This window comes from Olivibacter sitiensis DSM 17696, assembly GCF_000427965.1.
GTDB classification, from domain to species: Bacteria; Bacteroidota; Bacteroidia; order Sphingobacteriales; family Sphingobacteriaceae; genus Olivibacter; species Olivibacter sitiensis.
Map to the genome: position 1 here is coordinate 42,156 of NZ_ATZA01000013.1, position 20,566 is coordinate 62,721.

Annotated in this window: 10 protein-coding genes; 6 read left to right on the forward strand and 4 right to left on the reverse strand. The window is 42.7% G+C overall.

The window, feature by feature from the left end:
* Positions 1-183: 183 nt before the first annotated feature.
* Both A37S_RS0108915 and A37S_RS0108920 read left to right on the forward strand, forming a co-directional pair.
* Complete coding sequence (locus tag A37S_RS0108915; RefSeq protein WP_211229749.1) at positions 184-3,471, forward strand: SusC/RagA family TonB-linked outer membrane protein; 3,288 nt, start codon at positions 184-186, stop codon at positions 3,469-3,471.
* Between the two features lie 29 nt (positions 3,472-3,500).
* Positions 3,501-5,429 (forward strand): RagB/SusD family nutrient uptake outer membrane protein, encoded by a 1,929-nt coding sequence (locus A37S_RS0108920; RefSeq protein WP_028296687.1) that lies wholly within the window; start codon positions 3,501-3,503, stop codon positions 5,427-5,429.
* 141 nt (positions 5,430-5,570) lie between these two features.
* On the opposite strand, the gene A37S_RS0108925 is transcribed toward A37S_RS0108920, so the two are convergent.
* Both A37S_RS0108925 and A37S_RS0108930 read right to left on the reverse strand, forming a co-directional pair.
* On the reverse strand, positions 5,571-6,272 hold the full coding sequence (locus A37S_RS0108925; protein ID WP_028296688.1) for a response regulator transcription factor: 702 nt from the start codon (positions 6,270-6,272) through the stop codon (positions 5,571-5,573).
* Positions 6,273-6,283: 11 nt separating this feature from the next.
* The gene (locus tag A37S_RS0108930) at positions 6,284-7,678 is read right to left on the reverse strand and encodes a sensor histidine kinase (protein ID WP_028296689.1); all 1,395 of its coding nucleotides are present in this window, start codon (positions 7,676-7,678) and stop codon (positions 6,284-6,286) included.
* A 329-nt stretch (positions 7,679-8,007) separates the two neighbouring features.
* Here A37S_RS0108930 and A37S_RS0108935 point away from each other — a divergent pair, with 329 nt between their 5' ends.
* The 4 genes from A37S_RS0108935 (at position 8,008) to A37S_RS0108950 (ending at position 16,025) form a co-directional block, all read left to right on the forward strand.
* Positions 8,008-11,004 (forward strand): SusC/RagA family TonB-linked outer membrane protein, encoded by a 2,997-nt coding sequence (locus A37S_RS0108935; protein ID WP_051292910.1) that lies wholly within the window; start codon positions 8,008-8,010, stop codon positions 11,002-11,004.
* A gap of 61 nt (positions 11,005-11,065) precedes the next feature.
* Positions 11,066-12,697 (forward strand): RagB/SusD family nutrient uptake outer membrane protein, encoded by a 1,632-nt coding sequence (locus A37S_RS0108940; protein WP_028296691.1) that lies wholly within the window; start codon positions 11,066-11,068, stop codon positions 12,695-12,697.
* A gap of 233 nt (positions 12,698-12,930) precedes the next feature.
* Positions 12,931-13,644, forward strand: a complete 714-nt coding sequence (locus tag A37S_RS0108945; RefSeq protein WP_084163828.1) for a basic secretory protein-like protein — start codon at positions 12,931-12,933, stop codon at positions 13,642-13,644.
* 92 nt (positions 13,645-13,736) lie between these two features.
* The gene (locus A37S_RS0108950; RefSeq protein ID WP_157278530.1) at positions 13,737-16,025 is read left to right on the forward strand and encodes a GH92 family glycosyl hydrolase; all 2,289 of its coding nucleotides are present in this window, start codon (positions 13,737-13,739) and stop codon (positions 16,023-16,025) included.
* A gap of 75 nt (positions 16,026-16,100) precedes the next feature.
* Here A37S_RS0108950 and A37S_RS0108955 read toward each other — a convergent pair whose 3' ends face one another.
* Positions 16,101-17,855: a TlpA family protein disulfide reductase gene (locus tag A37S_RS0108955; protein ID WP_028296694.1), complete on the reverse strand. Its 1,755-nt coding sequence runs from the start codon at positions 17,853-17,855 to the stop codon at positions 16,101-16,103.
* Between the two features lie 29 nt (positions 17,856-17,884).
* Entirely contained in the window at positions 17,885-20,557 is a 2,673-nt protein-coding gene (locus tag A37S_RS0108960; RefSeq protein WP_036601949.1) for a carboxypeptidase-like regulatory domain-containing protein, read from the reverse strand.
* Positions 20,558-20,566 lie beyond the last annotated feature (9 nt).

Sequence of the window (20,566 nt, forward strand, 5' to 3'; positions counted from 1 at the left end):
TTTGCGCACGTTTAAGATTTATTATCCAACATATCTCAAGAGAGGAATCAACCAAGCTATTACTACGCTTCATCCTATTTCTAAGGTAGTATCCGTATTATTTGCAAAACCGATTTTCCATACAATAAAGATAATAATGATGAGGATAAATAACTGATTTTTAATTTTAAACTTGATTATGAAATGAAAATTAAACCATTACCAATTAAGCATTTATTTGGCTTTAAGATTTCCATGCCGTTGATGTTGTTTGCCATCCTTTCTCTATCATCTGTTTACGGTAAGGGCATCGATGTCTATTTGGAACGCATGTTTATGTTACAGCCTGGAAAAACCATTTCAGGGATTGTGATCGATAGCACAACCAAGGTGCCTATCCCAGGAGTTAGTATTGTTGTGAAGGGAACGAAAATATCCCAAACAACGGATGTGAATGGAGCATACAGCATTCAAGTGCCCTATGAGGATGCCGTACTTACCTTTTCATTTATTGGCTATCAACCCGAGGAAGTATCATTAAGGGGGCGAAATAGTGTCAATGTGGCACTTGTTGAAGATACCAAGGCACTTCAAGAGGTCGTAGTAGTGGGATATACTACACAAAAGAAAGAGAACTTGGTAGGTGCGGTTTCTACCATTACGTCAAAGGACTTGGTACAAAGCCCAACGGCAAATATTAACAATATGCTAGCAGGAAGATTGCCAGGCTTGATCGCGAACCAATATAGTGGTGGTGAGCCTGGCGTGGATCGTTCAGAAATTTTCATCCGTGGCAAGGCTACCTATGGTGATCAATCGCCTATCGTTATTATCGATGGTATTGAGCGAGACATGTCCTATTTGGCTCCAGACGAAATTGAAACTTTTACCATACTTAAAGATGCGTCTTCTACTGCTCCTTTTGGAATACGTGGAGCAAATGGCGTTATAGTGATTACTACCAAAAGAGGCAAAGCGGATGACAAAGCGACGGTAGATTTTAGATCATCTGTCGGCATCAATAGCCCAACAAAACTACCTTCGCTATTAGGATCAGCAGACTATGCTACTTTATACAATGAGGCATTAATTAACGATGCCACGAGAGATGGAACCAACATAGGCAGTTTGAATCTCTTCTCTGACGATGCGATTAATACCTTTAGAAACGCACAAGGGGACAATTCCGATGGTCTAGGGTATAGTTGGGACTATTTAGATTACCTCTTCAAGCCCGGATTGCAACAAGAATCAAATCTTTCTATACGGGGAGGAAATGATATCGCTCGTTATTTTGTAATGGGAGGCTATATGTCCCAAGGAACAAATTATGATCATATCGACTTGTCCGATTACAACACATCTGCCAAATTCAAACGGTACAATTTTCGTTCTAATATTGACGTGAATATTACGAAAAGACTGTGGGCAAAGCTGAATCTGGGAGCTCGAATTACCGATCGCACCGCCCCAGGAACAAGTGCAAACAGGCTGATGACCATTGCCATGACACAGCCACCCTATCTGCCGATCATCGTCGAACCAAATGATAATCCAGATAATGCCAACTATATCCTCAACAATCCCAAAGGGATGTTATACGGCGATCAGATTTATCGTTTCAATATGCTAGGGGAGTTAACTCGTACCGGATTTCATGTGGATAAAAACACCTATTTAGAGGGGAGTTTTTCCATGGGCTATGATCTAGATTTCATCACGAAGGGATTGAAAGTAGATGGTGTATTTTCATATGATGCCAGAGAGCAGCAATGGGTGAGGCGACAGGTAGGGACGTATTCCGAAGGGTATAGGGTGTATCCAGGATATGCCATTTTTTTGCCTGCTGAAGGAAGAGATATCTATATGACGCCTGGTCACTATGAAGGGGCGTATATTCCAGGAAGTAGGTATAACATGGATCAGAATTTAGGCAATGAATTCAGCCAAAGTAATCCCTTTAACCGCACTTTCTATCAGGGGCGTCTGAACTATAACCGTACATTTGCCGATATACATACCGTATCTGGTATGTTACTATTCAACCGTTCTTCACAAAGTGCCTATGACGGAGGAAGGGCAGAAGTAGATTTCAGGTACCAGGGACTTACTGGGCAGTTTACCTACAACTATGATCAGAGATACCTTGCGGAATTCAATTTTGGTTACAATGGGTCAGAGAATTTTGCTGAGGATCGTCGTTATGGGTTTTTCCCCGCAGGAGCCTTGGGATGGGTAGTATCCAGGGAAAAATTCATGAAAGATACCAAGGCTTGGTTGGATTTCCTGAAAATAAGAGGCTCCTTCGGTTTAGTAGGTAGTGATAAACTGCCCAATAATCGCCGATTTGGGTATTTGCAATTTTATACAGGCGGTAGTGGCTATAGTTTTGGCGATCAGAATTTCAATGTAGGATTAGGTGGTTTAAGAGAGGATCTTTTGGCCAATCCGGCCATTACATGGGAAAAAGCCAGAAAAATTAATCTTGGTCTAGACGCTGCCATGTTAAAAAATAGACTCAACATTACGGTTGATTTCTTCCATGAGCACCGCTATGATATTCTTACTGACTTGTCACCGGATTATCGGTTAGGGTTTCCTTCTGTAGTGGGACAAAATGCGCCATATATTAATATTGGAGAAGTGGATAACAAGGGAATCGATTTTGAGTTGGGCTGGTCTGATATGATTGGAAAGGACTTTCATTATTTTGTGAAGCCCAACTTTACTTTTGCCAGAAACAAAATAGTTTTCCAAAACGAGATTTCATGGGAATATCCTTGGAGATCGAGAACAGGACATCGATTGGATGAATTCATGGTATATGAATTTGATCGCTTCGTTCGGGATCAAGCAGATGCAGATGCTTTAAATGCCCAAGGGTATCAACCTTGGGGTCAATTGATTCCTGGTGACGTAGTTTATAAAGATTTAAATGGTGATGGGGTAATTACGGATGTAGCTGATAGAAGGATCATGGGTAATCCACGTAGCCCGGAAATCCAGTTTGGATTACCTATTACCTTACAATATAAAGGTGTGGACTTTAGTTTACTCTTCCAAGGAGCACTAAACTCTTCCATATTGTTGACAGATGGCGCCATATGGGATTTCCCTCAATTTGATCAGGATAAAACAGGAGCGGTGCGCCCCATTCATTTAAATCGTTGGACGCCTGCCACGGCAGAGACAGCCACATACCCAGCTTTGCATATTGGAGCACATAACAATAACAAGAATGGCAATAGTAGTTTGTTCTTGTACGACGCCAAATACCTCCGGTTAAAAAATTTAGAAATTGGCTATAATTTGCCTCGTCAGTGGGTTCAGAAGATTGGTTTTAATCAAATACGTTTTTATGCCCAAGGGCAAAATTTGATTACTTGGGATGGATTAGATGAAGTGGATTTGGATCCGGAAACTGGCAGTTCCAGTGGCTATTGGTACCCCATTCTGAAAGTCTACAACTTCGGGGTTAGTGTGAATTTTTAAATGATATGATAGAAAAAAGATAGTATATTATGAAAACATCAATTAATATTGGCTTATTGTTTTTGATTTTAATCTGCACGGCCATCATGTCTTGTCAAAAGTACTTAGATAAATTGCCTGACGATCAATTGTCTGAAGAAGAAGTGTTTACTAGATTTGAACGGGTGAATGAGCTGGTGACGGATTTGTATGCTAGATCAAAAGCTGCAAATAGCCCATTAACTTGGTTTGCTCACTTTTCTAGTGCTGCCATTACCGATGAAGCAGAGGGAACGACAGTGGAAGGTAACCTAACCAATAACTTCAATACAGGAGATTGGAATATAAATGGAATCCCTGGTAGCAGAGGACAATATTGGCATGATTTGTATGCTAGTATTAGGAGGGCGAATGTTATTTTAGCTGGTATAGCTGAACATAACACTCCGGATAACCCTATACAGCCTGGAGATTTGGAAAGACGGATCGGTGAAGCCTATTTTCATCGTGCTTACCTGCATTATCTGGTTTTTCGCATCTATGGCGAAGCACCTTATATCGATTATGTCGTAGATGTAAACCAGTCTATGGAGTTTCACCGTGAATCGGTACATACCCTTGCAGATAAAATAGTAAGTGATGCGCAAGAAGCATTCAATCGAGTGCCAGTAAGATGGGGGAATCAAGATTTTGGCAGGGTTGATAAGGGCGCATGCCTAGGTTTGATAGCCATGACTCGATGGGCCGTAGCTACGCCGCTATGGAATGGCGCGAACAACTATGGATATACGGGTCAAAGGGAATTTGAAGGTGAATATGGTTACAATGTCGAGCGCTGGGTAAGGGCGCGCGACGCGGCTAAGGCGTTGTTGGACTTGCAAGGTGACGCTGGACCACGATACAGCCTATATCAAAGATATGGTGAGCAGGATTTCAACGACAGTGGTGGTCAAAATACCAGTAACTCTACAGTGTATACGCGATTATGGCAAATGTACTATGACATGGAATCTTTCCAAAACGAAGCCGTATGGTTCGTGACCAGGGATAAAGGGGAAGGATGGTTCGGAGATGTATATCCTCCCAGTAGAGGTGGCGGGTCTCGGCAGCAACCTGTACAGGAACAAGTGGATGAATATGAGTATATTGGCCCAGATGGTTATGGTTATCCTATTTATTCGAGCCGTGCCAAAGACGACGGGTACGATGACGGAGATCCCTATAAATCAGTGAAGCGCGATCCCCGTTTTTATAGAGATATTGTGTACCATGGTGCGCCTTTTCGGGGAGGCAACAATAACCCTTCTGTCGTTAATACAGCAGAGGGAAGCGATCGTATCAATGCGTCTAACGCTACCCGTACAGGTTATTACCTGCGTAAGTATTTGCAAGAGGCTTGGAATCGGAACGGAAGTGTCAGTATCAGTGCTCCAGCGATATGGCGTTTGCCCGACTTCATCTATATCTATGCCGAAGCCGTCAACGAAATAGATGGGCCAAATGCAGAAATATATGGCCTGGTCAATCAAGTGCGGGCTCGCTCTTTTATGGCTCCTATGCCTCCTTCAACGCTAGCAGATCAAGATTTAATGCGTGAGTACATCAAGCGAGAACGTAGGGTGGAGTTTTTCTATGAAAATAAACGTGCTTTTGATTTTCGCTTATATTTGGAGCCCACTGTACAAGATGAGTTGAACAAAGAGGAAGTATGGAGAAGTGCAGGAGCTAACAACAATGAACGTTCGCGTCGGTATTGGGAAAATGGCTATGGCCCGTATCCTAAGACACAGCGTATGATCAATGGTATGCAGCCAGTGGAAGACCCCAACGGCAAAATAGAAGTAAATGGCAAAAGGTATAGAATGGAACGCTATTGCGTAGAGGAAAGGGTATTCATTGCTCCTAGGCATTATCTTTTTCCAATAATGATTTCTGAGATACAACAATCGCCCACGCTGGTACAAAATCCAGGTTGGTAAAGAAAATAAGGGACCAGTCTATCAGTGGGTATATTGGTCCCTTATTTTTCTTGCTTATATAAGATAGTTTTTATTATCGCTCAAGCACATCTTCTATTTCCGTAAAGAAGTGGACACCGCATTTGGAATGTCTATTTTATATTAAGATACGCGGAAAACAAAACCTACTCCATAGACATTTTCTATGCTCACGGTTGACGATGCCTTTAAAACTTTTCGAAGCCTGGAAATAAAAACGTCAAGGCTTCTGCCTAGGAAATAGTCGTTCTCCCCCCATAGCGTGATTAGTATCTCTTCTCGTTTCAACACTCTATTTTGGTTTTGGGACAAATATCCAAGCAATTCCGCCTCCTTAGCGGTCAAATCTACTTCATCGCCTGTTGGCATGAGGAGCTTCAGCATGTTTTTGTGGAATGTAATGTCGCCCATTACTGTCAAGCCTTCCTCATTTTGAACATTTGAAGCCGTAAGTTCATAGCGTTTTAAAATGTTTTTGATTCTCAATACCAACTCGTCAATGTCAAAAGGTTTATTGATATAGTCATCCGCACCGATTTTTAGTCCTTTAATACGGTCCTTTTTTTCATTCCTCGCAGTAAGGAACAGAAACGCTTGATCCTTATTGCGTTTCAAGATCTTTTCGGCCAATTCAAAGCCTTCCATGTCGGGTAACTGAATGTCTATAATTAATAAATGAAATAGCTGTGGTTTGTTCCAATAACAATTTAAAGCCTCTTTTGCCGTTTTGAACCAACTCACTTGAAAGTCCATGATTTCAAGGTATTGTTTCACGACGTTTCCCAGATCTATTTCGTCTTCTACAAATAGTAGATGCTTTTTCATCCTGTATTTTATTAATTGCTTTTGGGAATAAATATAATGAATTCACTTCCCACATCTTCTTCGCTCTTTATTTCCAATCGCCATCCATGGGCCTCCAAGCATTCCTTTACGTAGAACAACCCCAACCCAAGTCCGGCGGCACGAACATTTTCGTGTTTACCTCTATAGAATTTTTCCAATATTCGTTTGGTAGTGACTTTATCCATTCCTATGCCATTGTCTCTGATACTAATAACGATATAGCTCCCCTCTTCATAGGTAGTAATCCATATTTCTTTTTGACTAGATAGATTGTATTTGAGTGCATTGTCCATGATATTATAAATCATGGTAGTAAAGGAAAATTTGTTCAATGATATAACGGTACTTGGCGATGTTTCTTTGAATAGGATGTTTACGTGATCCTCGGCTTTTAGGTTATAATCATACGCTATTTCTTCCAGGAGTGGATGTAGATCGTACTTTTGCGTCACTACCGTTTCCTTATGTAGGGAAGTGATGTCTAGAGCTTGTCCTATGAGTAGCTGTAGTCTACTGGCTTGCCTTTGTATCACTTCGGTGAGCGACTGAATGTTTTCACTTTTCGCATTTATATCTTTATTTTGTAGACTTTTGTTGGCAACAAATATGGTTGAAAGTGGCGTGTTGAACTCATGTGTGATACTATTTAGGAAATCGGACTTCATTTCTGCCAGTTTTTTTTGTTTGAGCCAATTGTTATAGGTGACTAAGAAAATGCCTACGATTGATGTCATGGACAAAATAGACAGAAGAAAAGTGGGCAGCATTTGTTCAATGATGGCCAATCGTCTATTGTTCTTGTCTACATAGAGCGAGAAACTGATTTTGTTGCTATAAGCCGATGGAGCACTTACCGTAATAGAGGAAACCAGATTCTGCTTGTTGGTGTTCGTTAAATCGCCACTTATTATAATATTAGTACTGTTGCTTTTATCTTTTTTTGAAGATTGTTTACTGTAGAGTGTAATATAATCTGTTCCGTTAAATGTAATACCTATGTTATCTACTACCAACAGATAATGTAGGTTTTCCTCCAATTGATGTTGCTCTATAATGGAATGAAATAGACTGTCCATAGTGCTGGACTGACGTAATGCATTTAGCAAACTGTCACAAATCAATTGCCTTTCTTTTTCAAATAGTACACGATCGGTTTTGTATAGTTTCTCCAGTGTGAGAATGTTTCCCTTAAGATAGCGATCTATGATTACTTGACCACCCGGAAAAATTTTATCGTTTCTAATGGCGCTGGAATAGGCTTCGTTTATGATGCTTTTTTCCTGTAACTGATATTCCCTATCCTTCAATTCATAGGTGTTATAGATGAGTCTATACTGAACAAAAAATAAAATGAGCAAGCTTATGAAAGCGATTGTTTTGTGCATTTAACTAAATCTTAATTCCATTTAGTGATCATGAAATATGATATACAAATATTGTTAAAAATACAATCAAAAAAGAGCTTGTTAAAGATGTATTAACAATTCGTTGGGTTTCTGTTGACAACTAGGTTAGGCCAATTAAAGTAATTTTACCGTTACCAATTATGAGTGGAGAATTTAAGCAAGGAGATTCAATATTGGGTTAGTTGTAATTGCTAAATCGTTTTAAAATTGGAGTTAAATTAAAATTTTTATTTAAACTAAACCTATAACTATAACCTCGCTTTCGCAATTTGACATGTAAGAATTGACTAAACTAAAATTTGTAAATTATGGACAATTATCAACTCAAAAAATTGACAACGGCATTAATCGGGTTCAAACGAGGGCTCATAATGCTATTTTCGCTTATTATTTTAAGTGGAAATCTTTCTGCACAAGACATCAAAGTAAGTGGTGTTGTTAGAGATGTGCAAACAAAAGAACTTTTGCCAGGGGTAACGGTAACTGTAAAAGGAGGTGGACAGACCGTGCGCACCGATGGCAATGGGCGTTATGAAATTAATGCTTCTGCACAGGCAACATTGGTATTTTCATCCATAGGCTATGTGGGGCAAGAATTGGCAGTGAATGGTAGGTCAAGTATCAATGTGTCCCTTGACTCTGACATTCAATCCTTGGAGACAGTAGTGGTCCAAGTGGGCTACGGAAATCTGAAGCAAAAAGAAGTGACTTCTGCTGTGGCACACGTGGATACCTCTCAATTTAGGCAAAGTGGTTCTAGAAATGCACTGGATTTGATACAGGGCAAAGTCCCTGGTCTGCAGGTGACGCGTACCAGCGGATCTAATCCCAACTCCAGTCCCAGCGTGCAACTGCGTGGTGTGGTTACGGTAACAGGTTCTGCCAGCCCTCTTTATGTAATTGATGGAATCCCAGGGGGCAATATGGATCTATTGCAGCAGGACGATATTTTGTCCATTGACGTATTGAAAGATGGTTCAGGTGCGGCCATATATGGATCTAGTGCTAACGCGGGCGTTATCTTGGTGACAACCAAGAAAGGCAAACCCGGAGCCGCTAGTTTTGACTACAACAATTATGTAAGGAAGGAATACGTACAACGGAAACCTAACGTACTTACCGCACAGGAGTTCAGGGACAAAATTGCATCGGGCGAGCTTAGCTCATCTCGGGCAGATAGGGGTTACAGTACGGACTTCTACGATATGATGATCAATCATGACAATCTATCGCATAACCACAACTTTGCCATGAGCGGAGGTACCAACAATACCAATTACCGGGCAAGTGTAAACTACAGAAATCTGGAAGGCATAGGCCTCGAAAATGGCCGTCAGGAGTTCGGTGCTAGGTTGAACATGAATCAAAGAGGATTTAACGATCGCTTGAATGTGCAGCTGAATTTGGTTAACAACTTCAACAATGCTAATTTGCTAGGTGGTGGCGCATGGGAAAGTGAACTGTTTAAAAATCCCACGTTCTCTAACTTTAACGACGACGGATCGTATTATTTTGATCTGCAAAGCACCAATGAGTACGCGCGTTTGATGCAGGAGACAAGTTTTAGAAAACAGCAGACAACCTCGGCCGATTTCAAAGCAGACCTAGATATCATCGCAGGATTGAAAGGGACGGTTTTTGGCTCTTATCAGCGAAATTCTTGGAATGATAGTCAATATGCACCGCAAGATAGCGAAACCTCCATTGAAAATACGGATTACCCAGGAGGAGCCTGGGCAGCAAAAAGCGATTTTCTGTCCCAAGCTTATGCGTTCGAACCTACCTTGCAATACGATCGGCTGTTTGCAGAAAAACATAATTTCACTGTTATAGGTGGATATAGCTACCGCTATTATAAGGAAGAAGGGATGAGCGCTTCCAACCGTGGCTTTATCAACGACCTTTTTCACGAAGACAATTTGGGACAAGGAACCGCATTGATAGACGGTAGGGCCGGTATGGGTAGTTTTAAGAACGACAATAAGCTGATCGCATTCTTCGGAAGAGTTAACTATGCTTTTAACGGCAAATATATGCTGCAAGCCGTAATACGTCGTGAAGGCTCATCTCGCTTCGGTACCAACAATAAATGGGGCAATTTCCCAGCAGTTTCCGCTGGTTGGAACGTTTCTGAGGAAGAGTTTATGCAAAACGTAAATTTTGTCAATTACTTGAAACTTCGCGTGGGCTATGGCGAAACGGGTAACTCTGGATTTAGCAACAATGCTTCTCGTGTAACTTTGGGTGGCGGAGGAAGGTATCTCTACCCAGATGAGGCTTATAGGGAAACCTATGGCCCAAACAGAAATCCGAATCCAAATTTGAGATGGGAGAGCAAAAGGGAATATAACCTAGGGCTGGATTTTACGCTATTTGATCAAAAATTGAACGGTAATTTAGATGTTTTCCAACGTAAGACGGTTGATTTGCTGGACACTTATACCACACCACAGCCGCCCTTTATCCAATCAAATATCTATACCAATGTGGGTACTATTTCTTCAAAAGGTATAGAACTTGGCTTGAGCTATAAAGCGATCGACAAGAAAGACTTCTCTTGGTCTGTAGATCTCGTGGGGAGCACTACCAAGAATACCTTGGATAGCTATTCCAATGATATCTATACACTCGATTACAAGGAATTTGGAAGTATAGGTGGCGCGGGAGCATTGGGTAATGCCATTGTCACCTACGAAGGGGAGCGTGTAGGTGAATTTTGGGGCAAGCGCTTTGCAGGGTTTACGGAAGACGGGAAATGGTTGTTCTATAATCGGAATGGCGAAGCCGTTCGCAACGACCAGATCAATAATTCCAGAAATCGTGAATTAACTGACCTAGCACCTATTGGTAATGCGGTTCCCAAATACCTGTTGTCCATCAATAATAGTTTTACCTATAAACGTTTTGATTTTAGGGTGTTCATGCGAGGTAAGTTTGATTACGACATCCTAAATACCATGGCTTTGAGCTATGGCAATAAGGTATGGCAAGGTAATTTGTTGCAGGATGCCTTTACAAAATACGCGGAGATTGACGATACCTATATGTATTCCGATTACTACATAGAAAGTGGCAGCCACTGGAAAATAGATGAAGTCACTATCGGCTATACCTTCAAATTGCCCGCTACTTATTTCCGTAACTTACGCGTGTACTTTACAGGACAGAATTTGGCGACTATCACTGGCTACTCTGGCAATGACCCTGATTTTATTCAGGATACTGGTTTAGGACCTGGGATAGATAGTCGGGGAGCTTATCCAAGTACTCGCTCATTTTTGATAGGTGTTAATTTTGGATTCTAGGGATAAATAATTAAAGGCTAATTGTTAGGTGACTTTAATGTCACGTACAAAAGATATACAGATGAAAAAGAATTTATTTAAAGCAGTTTTCTTAGGTATGCTCGCGTTTGCCAGCTGTACCGATTTAACGGAAAATGCATATGATCAAATGTTGACCGATGATTTTTACAATAATCGGAACGAAGTACTTTCGGCAGTCTTGAGGCCTTATACCCATGCCAATGCCTGGGTTACACCTTCGGGACAAGATGGTTGGTGGCGGCCTGCTGAATTGTCAGGAGATCAATTGGCATGGCCTACCAAAGGGAGGCATGGTGAAGACGGAGGCAAATGGAAACGTTTACATTACCATACCTGGACAGTGGATGAAGGAGGGCTGAACAATGCCTGGAGATTAATGTATTGGGGGATGGGCTTGTGTAATGACCCGATAGAAAATCTAGAAGCGCGGGAAAGCGCAGACATGGGTATATCCGATGAAGAAAAGGCTGCTTTTATTGCTGAATTGAAGTTGTTAAGGGCATTTCATTACCTGAAGTTAATGGACTTGTTTGGAAATATTCCTATTGTAACTCAAGTGGGCATACCCGCACAACCAGAAACTAGGCCAAGAGCGGAGGTTTTTAATTTCATAGAATCTGAGATTCTGGAAAATGTAAATCAAGCTCCCGTATTGTCCAGAGGAATGATGGGAAGGATGTCACAAGCTGGAGCCTACGCCATGCTCGTAGAGCTTTATCTCAACGCAGAAGTTTGGACTGGAACACCACGTTGGGATGACTGTATCGCCGCTGCCAACAAGTTGATCAATAGCGAAGCCGGAGGACAAAATGGTACCATGGAATTGGATCCGAATATTATCGACCAGTTTAAAAATACCAATGACCTGTCCAAGGAAGTAATCATGTCTATCGCATATGATTATACGACCGCCAATTTTCAACCTTCTTGGCCAGGAGAATTTTTCCATTTCAAACAGCGCGAAATATACGGTGGAGCAAGAAATGGCAATAACGGTATCGTTTTGATCCCAGGGGTTTATACTACGTACTCTGACCAGGACTTGAGAAAATCTGAATGGTTGCTTGAAGGTACGCAATACAACTTTGCTACGGGTGCCGTTGTAACCGGATCCGAAGAGTATAATGAACGGCCATTAGTTTTTGTTGACAACATCAGGAGAAATTCGGTCAATGAGACGTCTTCAACCATGAGTGATGGTGAAGAAAATAGCGGTGTTCGTTTCAATAAATATAAATTGGGCAATCAGCTAGTTGGGCATGATGGTACTCCCATCGACCTGAACTATAACAACAACGATTGGAATATCTATCGCCTCACTTGGATTTACTTTGCAAAGGCAGAAGCTATCATTCGTCAAAATGGAGGAACGGCCAATCAAGAGGCCGTAGACCTGATAAATACGTGTAGGAAGAGAGCATTTGCAGAGGCAGATTGGGCGGCTAATGCCTATACGCCAGCTACTTTGACATTGGACGAGCTGTTGGCAGAAAGGGGAAGGGAATTTATTTTTGAGGGCTTTAGAAGGAATGACCTGATACGCTTCGGTAAGTTCACTTCAGAATCGTGGTGGGATCACCAAGCTAGTCAAGCTACTAGAAGCTTGTTCCCTATTCCTCAGCAGCAAATAGATATGAACCCCAATTTACAGCAGAATCCTGGCTATAATTAATTGTGGTTTGTTGTTTTGATTAGTGAGAAAGGGTGATTACTATAGAGGTAATCGCCCTTTTTTATATCTATTTTGTTGTCTTTCTCCTTAGCGAGCCGAATAAAACGGTAGCCTTGGCCTATAAAGATTTCATTTTCTGTTCATTTGTGTTCTATTAACAATTCGTTAGCGATTCATTGACAAGATTAGTAGCAAATTTGCTGTATCTTCACAAGATAAAAGATACTATTTATATGCTTAGAAAAACATTATTAGCCGTAGTAATTATCGCTGTCATTGCGGTACAAGAAGGTAAGGCACAGAGAAAAAGTTGGAACGATATGGATCTTACGGGAGCTATCGTAGACACGTTAAAGAAAGGTAAATATACCTTGATCTTCATTGACAAATCGCCCGATTTCAATCCCGAATTGAAGCAGCGCTTGATTGAGACGTTCTTTGAGGTGTACCCCAAAGAGGCAAAAAAATATAACCCCAAGACTACTCGTCAGGTAACCTTTTTTGTCGATCCCGCATATGACGGTGTAGCAGCTGCTGGCGGAGGCTTGGTACGTTTCAACCCACAATGGTTCAAGAAAAGTCCAAATGACATCGACGTGGTCACGCACGAGGTGATGCATTTGGTACAAAGCTATCCCCGTGGCGCTGGTCCGGGATGGATAACCGAAGGTATAGCCGATTATGTACGCTATACCATGGGTGTGGACAATGAAGGCGCTGGATGGTCTTTGACTCCATTTAACGAGAAGCAATCCTATGAAAATGCTTACCGCATCACCGCTCGGTTTTTCTATTGGATGGAACAGCAAGGACAAAAAAACTTGGTGAAGAAATTGGATCATGCCATGCGTAGCAAGACATATACCGATGCTTTCTGGAAAGACGAAACTGGAAAGACCGTCGACGAGTGGTGGGCTCAGTATGCCCAAAACCCAGTGTTGAAATAATAAATTTGATTTGTGTGTTGTGAACGGTGGCAATTAGGTATTAATACCTAAATTGTCATCGTTTTTAGTATTTATCTAGATAGATAGAAAGAATGATTGATAAGAAAAGCTTAATTACGTTGTTGCTATTGTCGCCTGCTGCCATATGGGCGCAAACAAATGATTTGGTACCTTATGTGAAGCCCATAATCGGTACGGCTAAAATGGGGCACACTTATCCAGGGCCTACGGTGCCCTTTGGCTCCGTGCAGCTCAGTCCCGATACCGATACCATTCCCTATGCCGTAGACGGTAGGTACAATGGTGAGGTATATCGCTATTGTGCAGGTTATCAATATGACGACCCTACCATCGTTGGTTTTAGCCACACCCATTTTAGTGGGGTAGGGCATTCCGATCTGGGCGACTTTTTGATCATGCCCACCGTGGGTGCTTTACAGATGAATCCCGGCACAGCCGATAATCCAAAGGGTGGTTATCGTTCGGCCTATAGCCACGACAATGAAGTAGCCGAGGCAAATTATTATAAGGTGAAGTTGGATGACGACAACATCTTGGCCGAACTCACCACCAGCACGCGTGTAGGTTTCCATCAATACACCTTTCCCAAGTCGGATCAATCGCATATTATCCTAGACCTGATGGCGGGGATATACAACTATGATGACAAGAATGTGTGGACGGTGGTACGCGTGGTAAACGATACCCTGATCACAGGCTACCGCCAGACCAACGGTTGGGCCCGCACGCGAACCGTCTATTTTGCCATGAGCTTTTCCAAGCCTTTCAAAGAGTACGGTACACAGAATAACGATGGGCCTAAGGTGTACCGAGGTTTCTGGGGCAAATTTGACCAGTCCAAGAACTTTCCGGACGTAGCGGGCAAGAAGCTGCGCATGCATTTCGATTTTGATACCCAGGAAGGTGAGCAGATCAAGGTGAAAATGGCACTGAGCCCGGTGAGCATGCGCAATGCGCTGGAAAACATGCAGGCCGAAGTACCTCACTGGGATTTCGACAAAGTGAAGCTAGATGGACAAACGCAGTGGCAAAAGGAACTGGAAAAAATCAGGGTGGATGTACCTACGGACGAAGATCGTATCAACTTCTATACGGCCATGTACCATGCGGCGCTGATGCCTAGCATTTACATGGATGTGAATGGGGAGTATAAGGGACTAGATCAAGAAGTGCACAAGGCAGAAGGATTTACCAACTATACCTCTTTCTCCATTTGGGATACCTTCAGGGCTTTCCATCCTTATCTCAACCTTATCAATCCCTCGCGCAATGCCGATATGGTGGCTTCCGTGATGGCGCATTACGATCAGAGCGCCTTGCCCATGTTGCCAGTATGGTCGCATTATGCCAATGATAATTGGTGCATGAGTGGTTATCATAGTGTCTCCGTAGTGGCCGATGCCATCATCAAGGGGGTCTATCAGGGTGACGCGGAAAAAGCGTTGGAGGCCTGTGTCACTACGGCCAACAGGAGGAGCTATGAAGGAATAGGCGAATACATCGACAAAGGCTACGTGCCGGCAGAAAAGTCAGGTACGTCGGTTTCCAATACCTTGGAATACGCCTACGATGACTGGTGCATTGCGCAATTGGCCAAACATTTGGGCAAGACCGATATATACGATACCTTCATAAAAAGGGCTGCCAGCTGGAAAAATGTGTATGACCCATCCATTGGCTTTATGCGACCCAAACTGGCCGATGGCAGCTTTAAGAAGGAATTTGACGTATTGGAAACGCATGGTCAAGGTTTCATAGAGGGCAATTCATGGAATTTCAGTCTCTATGTACCACATGACCCCGTCGCTATGATGGAGAATATGGGAGGCAAGAAGCGCCTTTCCCGCTATCTGGATTCGCTCTTTACCATGCACTTGCCGGACGAGTTCTTTGCCAATACGGAGGATATCACTCGTGAGGGGATTATTGGCAACTATGTGCATGGCAATGAGCCATCGCACCACGTGGCCTATCTGTACAACATTACTGGCGAACCTTATAAGACGCAGGAAAAGATCAGGATGATCCTTAAGAATCAATACCACAATGGATCTGACGGCTTGGGCGGCAATGATGATTGCGGTCAAATGAGTGCTTGGTATATCTTCAGTTCCTTAGGATTTTATCCAGTGGCTCCGGCTTCAGACGAATATTGGCTGGGCAGTCCTGCGGTAAGTAGTGCATCCATCCGTCTGGAAAATGGCAAAAACATACAGATACGCGCCATCAATCAATCGGACAAGAATGTATATGTCAAGAAGGTGACGCTGAATGGCAAGGAAGTAAAAGGCTACAAACTGCACCATGCCGATTTGCTCCAGGGCGGCGAATTGGTGTTTTATATGAGCGGGAAAAGATAAATTAAATCTGCAGGATAAAATCACTTGTCTAGTGGGGCGATCCGATCGCCCCACTAGACAAGTGATTGTCTCAATTTACGGGAACGTAATTTTTGTAAGGCCATATTGTTCTGCAAGTAATCGCATCTCGCCTTCAAATCGGTAAAACGGAAAATCATCATTCATAATATTACCTATTCTGTTGACTAAGACATACCTCGGAATTCCATTAAAATTGAAGAGATCTTGCAAGAGATAGTAATCGTCTTTTGAAAGGCGGATGGAGTTGAACAGCCCCTGTTCACGCACGAAATCATCGTATTTTTTTTGAGGCGATCCAATTTCTGATGTGATAAACAGAAAGTCGAGTTCGGCATCATTTTTACGAAATTTTGCTCTAGTTTGTTGTTTGTCTTGGATGTTGGAGATGCAGGGAGGACAGTAAATCGCCCAGAAGTCGACAAGCAGGAATTTTCCATTATAGGGAGCAATGATTTTTTTGAAAAGCGCTCCACCTTTTGTTTCTGGTAAAGGGTAGCCATCTACTGGCCCCTTTTGATAGGCTTGTTCATAAAGTCGGTCACATTCCGAAACTAACCACGGAAAGTCTATCCCTTGTTTGAATGAATGGATGAACGCCTTACCTTCCACTCGGTCCATTAATTGAAAATGTGATTTGAGGGCTCTTATCTTCATAATATTGTATAACAGGTTTTTTTCCAATTTAAAGTTATTTGTTAATACGGAATCTTTCGCTGCCCAATGCAGCAGCAGGCTGCTAGCTTTTAAACTACGGTTTTGTATTGGCGAATTGTAGGTGCGATACTTCTGCAATATAGTTGGATTGTTGGCCAGCCATGTGGCGATTTCTCGTAGGGCGGAGTCGGATTTACCACTATCTGTCTCGTTGGCAATTTCCGTAAGGCTTTTAAATTCGCGATAGGCTTCCGTAGCTTCCATGTCGAGTTCTTCTCGCATAAAGTCGAGCACACTTTTTTTAGGCGCAACGTTTACCGGGATAGGAATGATAAAAGGGGGACTATTTTCAAAAGAATTGATAAACTGAAGAAAAGAAGGGCATGCAATTAAACTGCTGTCATTGAAGTTAATCCGGTTTAGGAAATCGTAATAGTTGTCCGGAAAATCATCCCGTTTTTCCCTGTTGTTTGCATATTTAAGCAATTGGGATGCGTAATGGCTGTTTACCTCGTTTTGGACGATGTGTTTGGTTAATGGTAAGCTATTCGCCCAATCTGCCTCTTTGTAAAACTTATGCAACGTAGAATCCCAACGTGTAATTTGCCATTTCTTGAAGGCGTCAGGAGCTAATTTGTCGGCAAAGTCAAGGAAAATCTCCTGGTCATTCAAGGCTAGATGAAATTTGACGAGTTCCGCGTTGACGCTGGCATTTTTGCCTTTATAATGGACATTTCTCAACAGACTATACCCTTTTGATGCTTTGGTATATATCTCGTTCCAGTTCAGAAGGATGGCCAAGTTTGCTCCAGGTTCGATATAAACATAAGTAGCTATATCATCAAAGTACAATTGTAGGTATTTCGGATATTTCAACGATAAGCTGGCCTCGAAGCGTCCATCTTTATCAAATGAGATTAAAGCGATTTGTTCTTCGCTGGCAACGGGGTCATAGAGATCTGCCGTACCGGTTTTTAAATGAACGTTATTTGGGTAGTCTTGGATATATCCCACGAGCTTGGTTGTCTCCCCTGCATCAATTTCCAGTTGGGCATCTATCCATAATGAAACCGAGTCCGGTATTTTTTCCCATTGGCCATATAAAGCATGACAATAGGTCAAATAAAGAGATAGGAGGATGATTTTGCATTTCATTATTGTTCAAATTAAATTGCTTCTTGTCTTTATTTCGTCTTTGCCTGTCTAAATTGGTAGACGTATCCCAGTAAAAAATATTGCCTTAATACATTGCTTTCATAGTAATAAATGGAGTTGGCCGAGCCTCCTCTGTAGACATTGTTGTTTTGGTTCAGCATATCAAAGGCGCTAAGCTTGATTTGACTATCGTTCTTGAAGTTGTAATACAGCGATGTGTTCAGTAGATGATAGGATTGGTTGTTGGATATGCCACCTGCCTGATTGCGCAGGTTATAGCTGCATTCCAGTGTTAGCCCCTTTATTTTGTTGGCAGTAGCACCTATACCTATTTGGTGAGTTGCGTAGTTGATGTCCCTGAAATTATCGTTCTGGACCGAATTTTTGTTTGAGTTCCATCCAAACTGGTAGGACGGGGAGATTCCTAGCCATTGTTGCCAAGACAGCGTGAACTCTTGGCGCCACGTGAAGTTCAAGTTGCTAGACTTGTTTTCAATGTCATTGATGGTGGTATATTGTTGGTTCAAATTGGCGTTTAGATTGGAGGATGCGTTGAGATGCCACGATTTTCCCAGGTTTATCCTTCGGCTGACATTAGTTCCCATGTACATCCGGTCTGTTCCCGGGGCTTGATATTGCCGAGATACGCTACGGCCATTGGTCAAATCCCTATTTGTCGAATACCCAACGGATTTATCTTGCATCATATAATTGCCATAAACATAAAATCCACCTTTCATGCCGTACTTGGAATAGTTGACGTTGAATTGTTCTGTCTTGATGTTGTCAAAATCGGTGGAAGCTAGCGTATAGTACAGGTTATTGATGCGGTTGTCTACGGTCTGTATGCTGTAAAGGCTGGGGCCCTGAACTCGCTGTTCATATTTTAGGGTGAAGCTGTTGTAGCGCAGTTGGGCTTCGGGAAGCCAATATTGCTTGTCGACTTTGCGGCTTGGCAATACACCGAGGTAATCAAAGTCATTGCCGCGCCATAGCGTAGAAATGCCTCCATTTAAGGATATCCGTTTAGTAATGAGCCAAGTTAATAGGCCACCGGTAATATATTCCGTAGAGTGGAAGAGGAGGTCGTTTTGTAGGGAAGACTCTGTGTCATTTATAGCGTGGATATGTTCCTTCCTGTTAGTCCTGTTATAGATCAGTTGACCAAAAATATCTGTGCGGAACTTTTCGCTTAGTGGAATTAATGTGTTCAGCCGCACGTTGCTGTTGCGGTTGTCGTTAGGAGACCAGTTGGTGATCAGTTGATTCGTTTCAGAACCACTTTCGCCAAATATTGCCGTGTATTGCTGTGTTTCGGAGTTGTTTCTACTGTCCATGATGGACTGCGAATAGTTAAGGGATAGGACCGCCTTTTTGTAATAGCTTTTCTCTACATAGAAGTTGTGGCTATAGTCTATGCTGTTGCCAGCGCTTTTTGAATTGTTGCGGTTGGTGTTGAGTGCGCTTGTGGGATCTGCTAGGTCATTGATGTTCGCGTTGGCAGATGTATTCCGGTTAAGGCCTAGTTTTGGTTCGAAACGCAGGAAGAATGTGGTGTCAAATTTATGTTGAAATTTGCCATTCAGCGTATGCCGATGTTCCCGCCTTTCGTTATTTGAATTGTTCTTGCTGAATTGGGTGGTGCTACCATAGTCGGTTTCCGACTCCGACAGTGTGTTCTGTACACTGTTTTTGTAGGCATAGAGGTACATGAGGTTCAATTTGGTGACCTTGCCCCAATCGTAATTCACGTTGGTTCCCCCTGAAATATCATTCCCCACGCCAAAGTAGTTGGCGCCCCCGAAGTTTCCAAATCCGAAGTTCTCCGATCTACCTAGGCCTGCATGTTGCGAAAGCTCGCTGTAGTCAAAGGACTGCCGGTTGATGTTGTTCCCAAAGCCAATAAGGCTGATCTGTAGGGTATCCCTAAACGTGTTCAAGAGCGCACCGGCTTCGTACCGGTCACGCGAGCCACCACTGGCGTAGGCTTTTCCAAAATCCGTGCGCACAAGTGCACGTTTGAATTTCAGGTTGATGCTAATGGGCAGGTCATTCTCGTTGTCTACAGGCCTTTTGGAATCGCCCTTGTCCCTATACACCTGCACCGTCTGCACCATATCTGCGTCGAGGTTTCTGGTGGCGATGCGTAAATCCTGGGCGAAAAATTCCTTTCCGTTCACCTTCACGGAGCTGACTTCCTTGCCCTCATAATAGATGGTGCCATCTAGGTTGACTTGTAGGCCAGGGAGTTGCTGCAGCAACGCCTCCACATTGGCACCCGGGCGTGTTTTGAAGTAGTCCGTATTATACTCCAGCGTATCTTGATTCATGCGTATAGGTGGCTGCCCCACATCGATCACTACCTCGTCCAACAGTTGCTCTTCCAGCAGCAAATTCTCGAAATCTTTGCTGCTTTCATTTGGTAGAACGAAAGTTTGCCGATGCGCGTTGAGGCCTACGTGACTGATGACCAAAAGAAGCTTTTGGTTTATCGGGAGACGGTACATTTTAAATTGGCCCTTGTTGTCCGTGAGCGTGTAGGACAATACCGTGGAGTCGCTCGCGTTGATAACGGATACCGTAGCCTTTTCTATGGGTTCGTTATTTGCGCGGTGGGCAAGGCCCGTGATAGATCCTTTGTTTTGGGCACGCAGGTAGCAAGACGAAAGTAGCAAGAGTAGTAGGACAAGGGTTGATCGCATGGCAAAAGG

Excerpts from the sequence above, each read along its gene's own strand:
- A37S_RS0108915 (WP_211229749.1), top strand. The coding sequence starts at position 184 with ATGAAAATTAAACCATTACCAATTAAGCATTTATTTGGCTTTAAGATT.
- A37S_RS0108920 (WP_028296687.1), top strand. The coding sequence starts at position 3,501 with ATGAAAACATCAATTAATATTGGCTTATTGTTTTTGATTTTAATCTGC.
- A37S_RS0108925 (WP_028296688.1), bottom strand. The coding sequence starts at position 6,272 with ATGAAAAAGCATCTACTATTTGTAGAAGACGAAATAGATCTGGGAAAC.
- A37S_RS0108930 (WP_028296689.1), bottom strand. The coding sequence starts at position 7,678 with ATGCACAAAACAATCGCTTTCATAAGCTTGCTCATTTTATTTTTTGTT.
- A37S_RS0108935 (WP_051292910.1), top strand. The coding sequence starts at position 8,008 with ATGGACAATTATCAACTCAAAAAATTGACAACGGCATTAATCGGGTTC.
- A37S_RS0108940 (WP_028296691.1), top strand. The coding sequence starts at position 11,066 with ATGAAAAAGAATTTATTTAAAGCAGTTTTCTTAGGTATGCTCGCGTTT.
- A37S_RS0108945 (WP_084163828.1), top strand. The coding sequence starts at position 12,931 with ATGCTTAGAAAAACATTATTAGCCGTAGTAATTATCGCTGTCATTGCG.
- A37S_RS0108950 (WP_157278530.1), top strand. The coding sequence starts at position 13,737 with ATGATTGATAAGAAAAGCTTAATTACGTTGTTGCTATTGTCGCCTGCT.
- A37S_RS0108955 (WP_028296694.1), bottom strand. The coding sequence starts at position 17,855 with ATGAAATGCAAAATCATCCTCCTATCTCTTTATTTGACCTATTGTCAT.
- A37S_RS0108960 (WP_036601949.1), bottom strand. The coding sequence starts at position 20,557 with ATGCGATCAACCCTTGTCCTACTACTCTTGCTACTTTCGTCTTGCTAC.